At 73.1% G+C, this 14,763-nt stretch carries 1 protein-coding gene (running past one end of the window); it reads right to left on the bottom strand.

The features are described 5' to 3' along the window. A protein-coding gene (locus ACFWVP_RS17460; protein ID WP_384497534.1) for a lonely Cys domain-containing protein crosses the window boundary here: on the bottom strand, positions 1–14,763 show its 5' portion. It extends 23,808 nt beyond the left edge of the window; 14,763 of the gene's 38,571 nt are visible here — the first part of the coding sequence; the start codon lies at positions 14,761–14,763; the stop codon falls past the left edge of the window.

Raw genomic sequence — 14,763 nt, 5'->3', positions numbered from 1 at the left:
GCCGACGGCGACGAGCCCGCCGACCTCGACACCACGCAGCGTCTCGAAGGGGCGCGCGTCCTCGGCCGCTTCGCCCCGGAGGGCGCCGAACTCGCCCAGCGACGTCATCGCGGTGTCCTTCGGGACCACGATCATCCGTGCGCCCTCGTTCAGCATCCTCTCCGCCACGGCGGGCGAACGCAGCATCCGGGCCACTTGTGCGCGCGCCTCGATGCCCGACGAGACGGGCAGATCCACACCGGCCGGCACGTCCACCATCAGCAGTGCGGCGGTACGCGCGAACGCGTCGGCGGGCAGGGCCCGGCGCAGTGCCGCCGCCAGCGCCCGGTCGGCGGCCAGCGCCTCTCGGTCGCCCGACGACAGGTCCAGCAGCCGGGAGGTCCGCTGCTCCTCGGTCATCCCGGGCAGCCGTCCGGCCAGGTCCGCCCGCTCGGCCGGCTGCAGCGACTGCCTCGGCACCGGGGACAGGGGCGGCACGGTGCCGGCGGGCGCCTCGGCCGCCGCCTCCGCGGGCGGCGGCGCGGGCAGGGGCTGCCCGCCGAACCGGCCGGACCGGGTCGGACGGGCGGGTACCGAGGACACCGAGCCGCGCAGGGACGGCCCGTCACCGGTGCCCTCCGCGCGGCGCCCGGTGTCCAGCGTGCTCGCGAGGCCCGGCAGTCCTTCCCACGCCTGGCTGTGGCGGCGCGCCTGTTCGGCCAGTTCCCGCCGGACCTCGCTCAGGTCCCGCTCGATCTCGCGGACCTGGGCCCGGATCGCGTCATGGGTCCTCGTCCGGCGCCTCAGGTCGGCGTCCGCCTGCCGCACCGTACGCTCCGCGCGGTCCACGGCCTGCTCGGCGCGTCCCAGGTCCCCGACGAGGGTGGTCTCCCGCTCGCGCATCCCCTCGATGCGGGTCCCGAGCTCGTCGGCCGCCTCACGCGCGGTGGTCATCGTGTCGAGGTCCAGCCCGCGCTGCCGGCGGACGGCCAGCTCCTGCTGCCGGACGGCCTCGGCGCGTCCCTCGGCCGAGGCCAGCGCACTGCGCCGTTCGGCGGCGGCCGGTCCGTTCTCCGGGGCGGTGGCGATGAGCTGTTCGAGGCGTTCCACCTCGGCCCGGGCCTCCTGCCCCCGCGACCGCAGGACCCGCTCCTGCTCCGGAGCGGAGTCGTAGCGGGTCCGCGCGTCACGCGCGGTCCCGTCCAGCCGCGCGATCTCCTCCCGCGCCTCCCCGATCCGGCCCCGGACCGCGACGAGTTCCGACCGTACGGCCCCGGCGGACCGGACGGCGGCCGCGTGGGTCCGGTCCGCATCCTGGTGCGCGGCGGTGGCGGTGTCCACGGCACGGACGGCGGACCCCAGGGCCTCCAGCGCACCGGGCTGCCGCCGTACCAGCACTTCCTCCCGGTGGCGCGCCGCGGCCTCGGCCCGCACCGCCCGGAGATAGACGCCGATGGTGTCCCGTACGCCCTCCCAGGCGTCACGGGTGGCCACGGTCGTGTCGGCGAGGGAACCGTCGGCGGCGAACGGCCAGTTGCGCAGCCCCTGCTCGGTACGCACGACCAGTTCGACCGGTTTCCCGGCCAGCGCGGCCGTGCGGGAGCCGGCGAACAGGGCGCGGGCCAGACGGGTGCCGTCCGGATCGGGCCCGAGCGCGAGCCATATCTCCGCCGACGCGTCCTGCTCGTCGATGCCGTCCGCCAGCACGTCCGGCAGGTCGGTGACCGGATGCTGTGCCCAGTCCCGCAGATCGTCCGAGTCCAGGTCGGCGAGCATCGCGGGCAGATCGTAGATCCGGGGGCCCGGGCGCGGCGGTGTGACACCGAAGCCGAGCACATCGCGTTCCCACAGCCGCGTGGTGGAGCTTCCGGTGACGTACCGCACGCCGTCGGGACCGTTCACCTCGATGACGGTGTCGACCAGGGTCTCGTAGCTGCGTGTACCGCGCCGGTCCTGGGGCTCGCTGGTGTTGCCGATCCGCAGTCGGCTGAACACGGAGGCGGACACGTTGCCACCGGACGAGACGGTGTGCGGCTGCTGCGCCGCCAGGGGGAAGGTCACACCCAGTACCTGGAGGTTGCCGTCCCCGAGGCTGTACGCGCCCTGCTGGTTCAGGACGAACGACCTCCCGGCCGACGACGTCGTCGAGGTGGTCCGGTTCTGCCTGCGGACCCGGTCCACCGCGACGTCGCCCGAGTCCGTGACCGGCCGCGGGCGGTGCAGGGAGATCTTCAACGACGGCGCGGGATCGGGGCTCTGGACCGGCCAGCTTCCGGGCATCGTGGTGGTCAGACCGGCCGCCGTGCGGGACGGGTCGAGGCTGATCTCACCGGCCTGGATCAGCTCGCCGAGACGGATGGCCACGGCTTCCGCCGAGGCGCTCGCGGGCAGTCCCCAGGAAGCGGCCATGCGCGGATCGACGTCGTGCAGCGCCTGCACGATCTGCGGAGCGGTGTTGGAGTCGTACACCGTCGTCGGGCCGGTCGGCTCCAGGCGCGCGCCGTCCGGGAAGGGCAGTGTGCCATGGGCCGGGGCGTCGCGCGGTGACAGCGTGAACGGGTCGACCGTGAGCAGCGCGGGAGGCCGGGGCCCCGCGTGCTGCCGCGGCTGGGCGGCCTCGGAGCCGATGAACCGCACTGCCGTCGCGGCCGGTACGGAGACCCGGCTGACCGGCCGGCCCCGCAGCACACGGCCGATCCACGTGAGCGCACGCCGCGCCACGTCCCCTTCGAGGCCGGACAGGTTCAGCAGCCCGTTCTGGAAGATCGCGCCGGGGATGTTCGGCGGCCATTGCCACACGACCTGGGAGCGCGCCGACGCGGTGTAGCGGTAGTCGACGTCGAAGTCGGCGGCGTTCCCCGAGCGTGTCCAGTTGCGGTCCTCCGTCGTCACCTCGGAGCGCGCGGTACGGGACCGGACGTCGGTCAGACCGACGGACGGTCCCTCGCGGTCCACGGGACCGAGGCCACCGGTACGCGGATAGCGGGAGACGGCGTTGGCCGTCGCCTGGCGCGTCGTGGTGACGGCGGATGACGTCACCTTCCCCTGCGGGATGTGCGTGTCGACCTGCTCCAGGCCGCTTCCCTCGTCGGCCGGACGGCCGCGTACGCCGCGCAGGGCGGGCGTCTGCATCACCGGTTCGGCGCGCAGGGACACCTCGACCAGTCGCGCACCGCCGTACGCGACGTGGATGAAGTGGAAACGCGCGTGACCGCCGGGACCGCGCCGGGGCAGGGCGCGCAGCGCCGCGGGCTCGGTGGCGCGGGCGATCTCGGTCGCCACCCCGGGCACGTAGGAGGCGTGTCCCGGTCTGGTGATGCCCGGTGCCTCGTTCTCCACCAGGGTGGTGAGCTCCTGGCGCAGCCGGTCCCGGTGTTCCCTGCGGTCCGTCGTGTCGTCGAGCTGGGTGACCGACAGGACGTTCGCCTTGCCGAGCTGACGGGTCCGGACGAACCGGCCGGGCAGGGGGACGCCGGGCCGGGGCTGCGCCGGGCCGGGTATCCCGGGCATCCCCTGGAACCATGCCGCCAGGCGCGCCATGGCCTGGGCGGGAGCCAGGTACGTCACCGCGCGGGGCAGGTCGACGGCGACCGTGACCGGTGCGAAGGCGCCCAGGCCGACGGTGTTCCCGGCCACGTTGCGCACACCCCACCGGACGGTCACCAGCAGCGTCAGATCGTTGCCGATCCACAGCTTGTCGCCCGAGTCCTCCGTGGCGTGCGTGGACTTCGTGCCGGAGTTCACCGTGCTGACGGCGTCGGTGCGGCGGGACTGGGAGTAGCGGCCGCCCGGGTTGGCCTGATGGGTCAGGAAGTCGGGCGGGGTCGGAGCCGCCTGCAACGCCGTGACCTGCATGTTGCCCTGGTGGGTGACACCGGTGCCGCGCTGCCGGCCCGCGGTGTCACCGGCCGAGACGTCCTGCTCCGAGTAGAGCGACTCGGAGCCGAGGTTGCGGGGATTGGTCAGGTAGCCGCTGACCTCCAGCATCATGACCTGGTCCGCCGCCATGCCCGGGAGCGTCAGGCCCTCGACCACGTACGTACCGCCGAGGATCTGCGGGGCCCGGGAGATGAGCTGGGACGGCCGGAGCGCGTCGTGCCGGGCCTCGGTCGCGAGGGTGCCCTGATCGTTCAGTGACGCGCCCGCCACGGCGACCGACGTCCACTTGTAGGTCGCCGCCGCACCGTCGGCGGACGTCCTGCTCACCCAGGTCACCGGCGTGGCGGCCCAGCTGACGGCCGAGCCGACCCGGTTGACCGCACCGGACAGGCTCTCGGGCAGCGACTCCTTCACCACGGATCCCCGCCTGGCGGTCTCCGTGGCCAGCCCGGACAGCGTCGCGGAGGCCCGCCGCACCGCCCGGCCCACCGGGCCCTGGCCCGGATGGCCCGGATAGGTCCCCGCGACGATCTGCCCCAGTGCCGCCATCAGCGCGGCGGTGCCGCGGAAGGTGTCCACGATCGCGCCCTCGGGCAGCCTGGTGAGGCCCGGCAGCGGACGGCCGTGGGCGTCGACCAGGTTCAGGCGCCGCAGGTCGTCCGTCGGCCCGCCGTCGGTGACCGGTTCCCGGATCACATGTCCGGGCCTGGGTCCGGCGGGCACGAGGCTCCTGACGGGCTCACGCGTCCGGTAGTGCGGCACCAGCAGCGAGACGTCGCCGGGCACGGTGTGCGGGGTGGCGCCCGGGGCTCTCAGCGCCGTCCCGTCCGCGGTGTCCGTGCCACCGTCGTCGTCGGTTCCCACCCCGTCGGCGAAGTGGACGAGCGGCTCCTCACCGGAGCCCTCGTACAGGTCCAGGCCGAGCCTGGCGGGCACCTCGAACAGCTCGCTGCCGTTCTTGGTCGTCATGACGAACTGGTCGTAGCCGACCGAGTCACCGGCGGTCCCGGCGTCCGTGAGCTGCCTGGTGGCCAGGTAGTCCGGGGCCACGTTCAGTCCCCAGGTGCCGTCCACGAGAGGGGCGTTGAAGCCGCCGCCGCCTCCCGCGGCGCCGCTCAGAGCCGTGCCCCGAAGCCGCCCGCCACTGGTCTCGTACGAGCTGAAGCCGACCTGGAGGACATCGGGCAGCCTGCGCCTGTGGACCGAGGGCCGCGCGGTGTCCCTCGTGACGGAGAACCGCAACTGCACCCGGCGGGTGCCGGCGACGGCGTTCGGCCGCTGGAACCAGACCGGCTCCCCGCCGTCCACGGCGTCCGCCGCCGACGCGGCCAGGCCGAACTTCGAGCGCATCTGCCGCAGTCGGCGGAGGTTCTCGAGCTGGGCCACGACCAGTGGTTCGTCCAGCCGGAACGGCAACGACCGCCGTCGGGGCGTGGCGGGAGGCAGGAAACCCTCCCGCCGCAGCCACGCCTCCGCCCCCGTGAACAGCGCATCCGCTCCGTCGATCTTGAGGGGCGTCTCGGTGTAGCCGATGTTCGCCAGGTTCTCCAGGTGCTCGGGAAGCTCCCGGACCTCCTCCGGGCCGGGCCGGTGGCCCGCCATCGTCGCCCGCTGGGCGATGCGCAGCCGCAGGCCGTCCTCCCACGGCCCGAACGTGCTCACGGCCTGGCCGCCGCCCGCCCGGTGCAGCGTCACGGTGTAGGAGACCCGGCCGGCGGTGAGCAGATGACTGGTCTTGGTCCGGACACCGTGCATCAGTGTCGCGCTGCTGACGCTGTTCAGCTGCTCGTTCATCTGCCAGTTGACGCCGGCCTTGCCCATGACGTTGCCGCCGAACGACGACGAGGCACTCGGGTGTCCCGCGGCGTGGTCGGTGGTGAACGACGCTCCGCCCGCGCCCTCGACCCCCAGGCCGCTGGTCAGCTTCGCCGACCGGTCCACGCTGGACGCGTGCGAGAACCACGTCTCCAGCGTGGACTTGCCGTCGGCGCTCTTCCGCATCGGCCGCCCCGGTTCGATCACCGCGGTGAGTTCGAGCACGCCGATCGCGTTGCCGTCCTCGTCCAGCAAGGTCGGTGAGAACACCCCGCCGTCGCGTTGGAGATGCGGAGTTCCCTGCAGCATCCGCTGGGACAGGAAGTTCTCCAGCGCCTGATCCGACTCCTCGCCGAGGCCGCGCAGAGAGGCGAAGTTCGCGTCCTGGAGGATTTCGGTCAGCAGCCGGCGCGGTTCGGCGACGCTGTCGCCGCCCCACAGCGGCAGGTCGTCCACGTCTCCCGGCTCCGGCAGGTCGGTGGAGCCGGCTCCGTCGAAGGCGAGATGTTCGTGGAACCAGATCGTGAGGGAGCCGTGCGACTGCTCCGGCAGCCAGTTGTCGGCCGGGGCCTCGCGGGTGGTGTCCACCTGGACCTGCCACCGCCCGTCGACATCCATCGGGTGCGAGGGTTCCTCGGCCTGCTGCTTGCTCGTGACCAGGAACGTCTCGCCGACGGTGATGGACTGGGCGAGCTGGTTGTGCGTCGCGGACAGGCTGACGTTGCCGTCCCCCCAGCGCAGCGCCCCGGCGTCGTTGTCCGGGAAGACCGTGGTCCACGGCACCGAGCCGGTGCGGAAGGTCCCCCAGCTCTCCGCGTGCGACGACGACTGTCCGCCGCCCGACCGGAGCTCCACCTGCATGTCGGGCAGTGTCGGAGGACGCTGACCGGTGTTCCGGCCGTACTTGTCCGACTGCCCGGGGTCAGCGTAGGCGAGCCGTACGTCCACCGACCGGTCACGGCCGCCCTGGCGGACGGTGATCCGGTGGCCCTGCCGACTGCGCAGGTACGGCCTGTTCGACTCGACTTCCTCCGCGCTCAGCACATCGCTGAGCCGGGTCCGCAGCGCCCGGCCCTCGGTGCTGTCCGGGGCGACTCCGAGAGCACCGATGATCTGCCGGTACAGGCCCTCCAGGACGGAACGCGGAGTCGGCTCGTGGATGACTAGACCGACGTGCCCGTCGTGCCGGGCGCCGTGGGTACGCACGTACTCCGACAGCGGGCGGGGCGAGGAACCGTCCGCCGGCGGCGCCACCGCCGTCGACTGCGACGACTCCGCCACGGGAGGGGCCGCCGGCGCGGCGGGGCCGGCGGCGACCACGGCCTGCGGCGACAGGCCGCCCACCTGCGCCTGGTACAGCACGTGCTCCAGCGCGTTGGCGGTCAGTGCGCGGTCCCAGCCCTGCGACTGGGCGTAGGCGCCGACGATCTGATCCAGCGACCGCCAGGTCAGCGGTCCGGTGTCCGGGTTCTGCGGGGCGTCCGTCCGCAGCCGCTCCAGCGCGCCGAAGCCGCGGATCAGGTTGTGGAACTCCGCGACCCGGGCCGGATCGGTGTCGATGTCCACACCGTGGGTCTCCCGCAGCGCCCGTACCCACCGCAGCGCCCGGGTCGTCCTGCGCTCCGCGTCCGCGGGCAGTCCGCCCAGACCGGCGAGGGTGGTGAGCACGGTGGCACCGGGCTCGGGGCGGAACTCCCGGTACCGGAAGACGGGCCGGTCGGGATCGTCGAACTTGATCAGCCGCGGCGGCCAGTCGCCCTCCGCCGCGCTCCAGCCCTGCGTCGCTTCCGCGGTGAACACCGTGCGGTCGGCCAGGTTGGAGGCCGACTGCGCCGGAGGCGGGGACTCCAGCCGGTCCTTCCCCGTCCTCACCTGGCCGAGCTCACACCACAGCGCCCAGACGGGCTTGTCCGGCCGCATCCGCTGCAGGCTCTTGCGGCGGGAGAGGAGCCTGCCGAACTCGCTGTCGCCCAGCAGGTGGCCCCGGCCGGTGCTCCGCAGCGGAACGGTCTTCATACCGGTGCGGCCGTGCCCCACGAAGATGTAGGAGTCCGCCAGCGCCCTGGGCAGCGGCCGCAGTCCGCTCTCCCGGTCCGTGTCGACTCCCGGCAGCCCCTCGTACAGATCGGTGTAGTACTGCACGGCGGAGATCGGGCGCAGGCTCTGCTCCCGCATCGCCATGTCCATCGGGGAGAGGAAGACCCGTCCGGTCAGCTCCTGCCCGTCGGCGGTCGTCAGGGCGTACGACACCAGGTCGTCCTCGGGTACCCGCGTCCCGTCGGCCAGTGTCACGAGGACGCCGGGATCGTCCGGCACCAGGCCGGGATCGGCGGGAAGCCATGTCCCCACGGGGACCTTCCCCGGGTCGGAATTCTCGAGGGTGGCGTACCGCCAACCGCTGCCCTGGGCCGCCGGCTGCAACCGGAAGCCGCCGTCGGTGTACCAGACCCGCCCGCCGATCCGGTCCGCCAGCCGCCGCGACAGCGACTCGCCGGCCTCCTCCACCAGCAACACCACGGGGACCCCCGCGGGCCGGCCGGGGTCGTGCGCCACCAGCTCGATGAGCTCCTGCTCGTCCAGCTCCACCGGGGTCCCGTGGCCGTTGTCGACGACGATCCGTCCCGAGGCGGACCGCTCCGCCACCACCGCGTGGGCCTGGCCTCCCCACGGCAGCGGCCCAGGTCCGACCAGGCCCTGCTCGTCCTGGATCCCCGTCCTGTCCAACAGCAGGTGCAGCCCCTGGCGTCCCGTCAGGTTGCGTCCCTGTGCGTTCCCTTCCGGTCCGTACAGCGTCGTGGGTGCACCCAGCGCCCCGGACCGCTCCAGCTGGTAGGCGGACACCGCCGCCAGGGTCCGGGCCCGGTGACGACGCGCCGCGCTGCCCGCGATCGACAGGGCCTGGTACACGAGGTCCCCGGTCACCGGTACCGAAGGGCTCAGGTGGAGTACGCGCCGCGTGATGCCGTCCACGTCGATCGGTCCCGCGCCGAAGTGCCGGTCCCCCCTGCGTGCCGCGTCCAGAACCGCGAGCGAGTTCACCGTCTGCGTGAAGGCGGGATTCGCGGCGGCATCCGGACCGAACACCTGGAGGAGAGCGGTCGACAGCGCGTACCACTGCGTGGACGTCATACCGCCCGTCTCCGGCGGCGGCGCGGGAGCGTCCGTGCTCCCGTCGGACGGCCGGACCGCGTCGACGGGCAGCACCGGAGGCGCGGACGCGGGGGCCGGGGCGTGGGGCTGCGGCACATGAACGCCCTCTGCCTGGTCCCACAGGGCCCGGAAGCCCTCATAGATCGCGTTCTGTTCCTGCGAGGCCACGACCGGGTTGACGGGCATCCGGTCCGCGCTGTCCGGGCCCTCGCCGTACAGCTCCCGCATCAGCGGGTACAGCGCCGGGTAGTGCCTGCGGACCCAGTCCTCGCCGCCGTTCTGGCGCCCCAGCCCGGTGTACGCGTCCGTTCCCCGGTTCGCCCGGAAGTAGACGTTCGTGAGCTGGGCGAAGAACTCCAGCTCGTCCCGGCTCGAGTAGTTGGCCCCCGTACGGCGGCCCTCGCCGTCCATGCCGTGCAGCCATCCGTCCGGCCACAGAGCCCCGTCCTCGGCCCTGGTCTCCTGGAAGACGTCGTGGACGAGCTGCTGCCGCTCCTCGCTCAGCCCGTACTGGTGGATCGTGTGGGCGAACTCGTGGAGCGTCGTGGAGTACCCGTCCGCGTAGGAGGGCCGGGCGCCCGGGACGGAGGTCAGTTCGCCGAGGAGGTTCTCCTCCGTGACACCCGCCGTGAGCCGGCCGACGCCGCGCACCTCGCTCCACGGCCGACCGTCCCGCGTGGTCAGTCCCTCCAGGTCACGGAAGGGGTCCAGCGAGGTCATCGCCTCGCTCCTGGGAACCACCATCACGCGCGCGCCGTCCCTGAGCAGCTTCGCCGTGACGTCCGGGTCGCGCAGCATCCGCGCGATCTGCCTGCGCACCTCCTGGCGTGCCGACACGGGCTGGTCCACCCCGGGCGGCACCTGCACCATCAGCTGCGCCGCAGTCTCCGCGAAGTCCGCGGTGGACAGGGTGTTGCGCAACGCCCGAACCAGCGTCGGATCGGAGGCCAGCCGCTCGCGTTCACCGGGGGTCAGTACGGCCAGTTCCTGCTCCCGGTCGTCCTTCGGCATGCCCGCCAGGTGCGACGCCAGCCGCCGGACCGGGTCGGAGGCCACCGTGTCGACGGCTCGCAGAGCGTCGGCGAGGGTGCCTAGTTCGTCGTTCAGCCACCTCACGTCTGCCGGCACCGCGCCGAGCGAGAGCCACTTCCGCTCGACCGCCGACCGGGCCTCCGGGTTCCGTGCCACCCCGTCCAGCAGTTCGCTGAGCCGGACGGTCAGGCCGGGGGCGGCCCCGGGCGTACGCGCGGCACGGTAGGCGTCGCCCCGCAGGGCCTCCAGCCCGGCAGCCGGGAGCGCGTCGTCGGCCGGAGCGTACGACAGCGCCCACAGCAGGTCGAAGAGGTCCCGCGCGCGCTGCTGCTCGTCGGTGGCCACGGCAAGCGTGTACGCGGTGTCCGCCAGCGACTCGGCGACCTCGGGGACCAGGAAACCGTCGGTCTCGGTGGTGCGGGCGGTGCCGGTCGAGACGTGGGGGGCGGTACCGACGACGATCTCCACGCCGTTCACCACACCGGACAGCGTGCGCCCGTCCTCGCTCACGCGGAGGGAGTGCCGGCGCGTTCCGGGGAACTGCCGGGCGAGGGCCTCGTTGACGGCGTCGGCGTGCTGGGCGACGCCGGCGGGCAGCTGGAACTCCAACCGCCCGACCGGGCGCGGGTTGTCGAACAGCACCCTGCCCCGGGCTCCGCCGGAGAGGACCACGGGGTGGCCGAGATCCCGCATGAGCGCGCTGAACCGCCGGCCGACGGCCAGCTTCGCTTCGTCGGAGGCCGGAGGAACGGGCGGCGAACCGAAGGTTCCGCCGGGCCGGGACGAGGGCGGCGCGGTGCCGGCGTCACCGGTGTCGTCACCACGGGCGGCGTCGGAGTCCGCCCGGCGGCCGCCCCCGGAATCGCCGCCCGCCGGCGGAGCGGCGGCGGGCGTGATGACGGGTTCCTGGCCGGAGAAGGTGTGGAGGGTGCCCTGCTCGGCGGAGGTACGGCGGGCTGCTCGTGCCGCGATGCCGTCCAGCGCGTCGGTCCAGGGCCCGGCCCGGTTCATCAGCAGCCGGATGTGGTCGAGGGGTGTGAACTCGCTGTCCCGGACGGACACGGAGCCGTTGAGGGCGATCTGGAGCGCGGGGCCTTCGCCGGGTGTGACGCCGGCCGTGTCCAGATCGGCGCGGGTGATCACGTCCTCGGGAGCCAGCCGGGGCGGGTCGCCCGGCAGATCGTCGGCGGTGATCAGGGCCGCGATGAGCCGCCGTTCGGAGTCCGTACGCCGGACACGCGGGACGATCGAGGCCACCGCCGCGTCGTGGGCGGCGTCCGCGCCGAGGTCGCGCAGGCGGTCCGCGGCCTCGTCGAGCCGCCGCTGCGTCCGTTCGACGTCCTGCCACGCGGCGTGGAGCCTCGCGGTGTCGTCGGTGCCTCCCCGGCCGCCCTCCACCCGCTCGTCGAGCAGCCCCACGGCCCGGACGGCCTGGTTGAAGGCGATGAGGGCGTCGCCGTGCTCCTGGCGTGCCTCGTCGACGGCGGAGTCGACCGTGGAGCCGTCGACGAGGTCCACCACGATCGGATCGCCCAGGGGGTCCGGGCCAGGGTTCTTGCCCTTGCCCTTGCCCTTGCCTGTGTCCTGGCCGGGTGTGAGGCCCGCGCTTCCGGCCGGAGCGGGCGAGGCCGTGTCGAGGGCCGACGCCGCGGCGGAGGAAGGGACGGCCGTCGGTGGGCCGGTGCCCGACCGCTCCTCGTCCGCGTCCGTCGTGGACGCGGTGGCCGGGTCCGAGGCGGACGCGGTGGCCGGGTCCGAGGCGGTCCGGACAGGGACGGACGGCGCGACGAGGCCGGTGCGGTCCGGCCGGTCGGGTGCCGGCATCCGCAGTGCGCGCGCCGGGTCGTCGATACCGCTCGGGGGCCGGGTGCCCCGTGCGGAGAGCGGATGGTCGACGACGGCACCGCCGGTGATGACGTTCTCGATGCTTTCCAGGTAGTGCGGCGGCACGGCGGGCGCCGGATCGGACAGCCGGCCGGGGCCGGCCGGGTTGCCCTGGCTGTCGCCCTGCTGCGCCAGACGGCGGAACAACGCCTCGGCGGCCGGGCCTCGGTCCGGCACGCCCGCGAAGTTCAGCAGACCGTGGAGCACCGCGGCGTCGTCCCGTGCCAGCCGCGCGGCAGCCTCCTCGGGGGAGGCGGCGGGATCGGCGGTGTGCAGACGCCAGTTCAACTGGTCGGAGCCGTCCGGCCGGGGCGTCCGGCTCAGCTCGACGGCCTCGGAGTGACCGGGTGCGGGCGTGAGCGTGAAGTCGATATGAAGCTGGTCCCCCGACTGCGGCAGCAGCAGGCCGTTGTTCAGACGGGCGTCCAGGAGCGTTTGAATCCGCTTTTCGAACGTGACTAGGTCGCCCTCGGCGAAGCCCTCACCGGCGCGCACCGGCAGGTGCAGGGACACACTGCTCATCCAGCGGCCGTCGTCGGCCTGGATCCGCTGCACCCACGCCCGTACGAGTGTTTCGCGGTCGCCGGGCGGGCCGGGCTCCATGGCCGGGTCGAGCTGTTCGGTCCGCACGGGCACCACCGGTGCGTCGTGGCGCCCGGCCCGCCACTGCTCGGGCCGCACCGGATCGGCTGCGGGCACGGCTGGCTCCGGCGTCGGCCCGGTGAGGGCGTCGGCGCCGTTTTCGGCGTCCACGTCGGCGCGATCGGCTGAGGCCTCACCGGTCGGGGTGTCGCTGCCCACCGTGGCCGGTTGGTCGGCCGGATCCGCGCCGGGCGGTGCGTCGGAGGACGTACGCAGTCCTGTCGGCGATGCCGGGTCGGCTTCGGGCACGGTCGTGTCCGTGCCGGCGTTCGTGCTCGTGCCGCGGGGTGGCAGGGCGGGCGACGGCTCGGCTTCGTCGTGCAGGTCCTGGGGACTGTTCCGGTCCGCTTGCCGCTCCGGCGGGCCGGTGGTGTCCTCGGGGCTTGTCGGGTCGGTCCGGGACGGCTGCTGTGCCGGGTTTCCCGTGCCGGACGTGCCCTGCGCGGTGCCGGGCGGTGTGCCCTGGCTTCCGGGGGCGGGTGCCGCCGCGCCGGGGCCGGCCGACGTGGCCACGGGTGCGGGCGGTGCGACGGTGCCGGCGGATCCGGTGCCGGATTCAGGCGCGGCGCCGCTGTCCCGCTGGTGTGTGCCGTCCTCCGTGCCCGGCTGCGCGCCGGTGTTCCGGCCTGCCGCCGGTTGCTGGCCGGGCAGGTCCTGTGCGGTGGTGGCGTCCTGGACGTCGCGTGTCCCGTCCTGCCCTGCCGGTGCGTCGTCCAGGCCGGTTTCCGCGTTCGCACCGCTCATGGCGCCTGTGAGGGGAATCGGGCCCGGTGCGGCGGAGGAGCCCTTGGGCCCGGCGAGTCCCTGGGGGAGGTCACTCGTCGATGCCGGCAGCCCCGAAGACGCGTCGGGCAGCGGGTCGGGAGTGAGGTCCTGCGCCGTGAAGCCGGTGGTCGAGCCGGACGAGGGTCCGGACGTGCGCCCGGACGCCGGCGACGTGATGTCGGGCTGGGACGAGGACGAGGATGAGGACGGCGAGAAGGACGAAGACGTGGGCGGTGGCAGATACGGGACCTGTTGCCCACTCGTGCCGATGAAGCCGTTGCTGCCACCGGCCTGGTTCGGACCGCCGATGCCGTTCGTACCGCTGAGGGTGTCCGGTGTCCGTGTGGTCAGGTCGAACGGCCCGGACAGCGCGTCGGGGCCGCCGGTGGGCAGGGTGTTCGGTGCGGCCGGGGACGTGTACGGCGGCGGAGGCGTGTACGAGGACGGCGGGACGTCGATACCGCTGCCCGGCGCGTCCGGGAGATCGGCCGAGACGGTGTTCGGGAAGGGGGCCGCCGGACCGGACGTGAACAGGGTGCTCTTCACCGCCGGAGGGCCCTTGACGTCCGGGCCGCTCACGTCCGGCTTCTCGGATCCCGAGGCCCCGGAGCCGCCGCCCAGCGGGCTGTCAGGCCCGGGCAGCTCGTTGAGATCGGTGAACCGGTCGTTGTCGAAGTAGTTGTTGTAGACCGAGAACGCCCCCGCGCCGATCGCCAGCCCCGCGCCCACGTCGAACAGGCTGCTGGTGCCGGAACCGACGAACGTCTCCCACTTCCATTCCCACGTGTCGTAGAAGGCCCCGTTGACGATGACCTCGGCGGTGCTCTCGGCCGCACCCCCGACCACGAAGACCGTGACGACGGTCGGCGGACCGTTCACCAGCCCCTTGAACACCCAGCTGTCCGGGTCGATCTTGAACTTGCTGAAGACGTCCCCGAAAAGATCCTTGAAGTAGTTCTCGAGCGGCTTCAGGACCTTCTCGAAGATCTCCATGAAGCCCGCGGTGAGCGCCCCGAACACCGCGGCGACCCCGACGTCCTTCCAGTCCACGCCGTCGGGCTTGCGGCCACCTGTGTTCAGACCGATCTGAGCCAGCCGGACAGCGAGGGTCTGGATGGCTTCCTGGACCGCCTCCCCGAGAGTCGGCGCGATGTGCGTCATCCGGAGCAGACGGTCGATGATGATCAGGATCGCCAGCTTGCTCCGGGCCCTCGCCAGGAACATCTGCGACACCGAAGCACCGCCCGTGAACGCCATCAGCACCGCGAGCAGCGCCAGCTCGGCGAGCAGCATGATGATCTCGGCGATGATCTCCCACTTGGATCCCTGGATCTTCTGTGAGTAATCGATCTGGCCGTTGGCAAGATCATCCAGCTGGTACAGCAGCCTCTGGATGGGATCGGTGCCGCCGGGCTCATCGGTGAGCATCCGCACACTCTCGATGTACGGCCGGGCAACCTCCGGCGGCAACGCCTCCTCCACCATCTGAATCGTCTCCCGCGACGCAGCGCGGAGATCGATCAGGCCCTTCTGAAGAGACAGGTAGAGCTGTCGGCTTTCCCACGCCAGATTCTCCCTGGCCTGCAAAGGCATCTCGCCCAGCAGAATCCAGAGCAT

The sequence above is a fragment of the Streptomyces sp. NPDC058637 genome, assembly GCF_042717325.1.
Taxonomy (GTDB): Bacteria; Actinomycetota; Actinomycetes; order Streptomycetales; family Streptomycetaceae; genus Streptomyces.
This window is presented reverse-complemented; position numbering and strand designations above follow the sequence as displayed.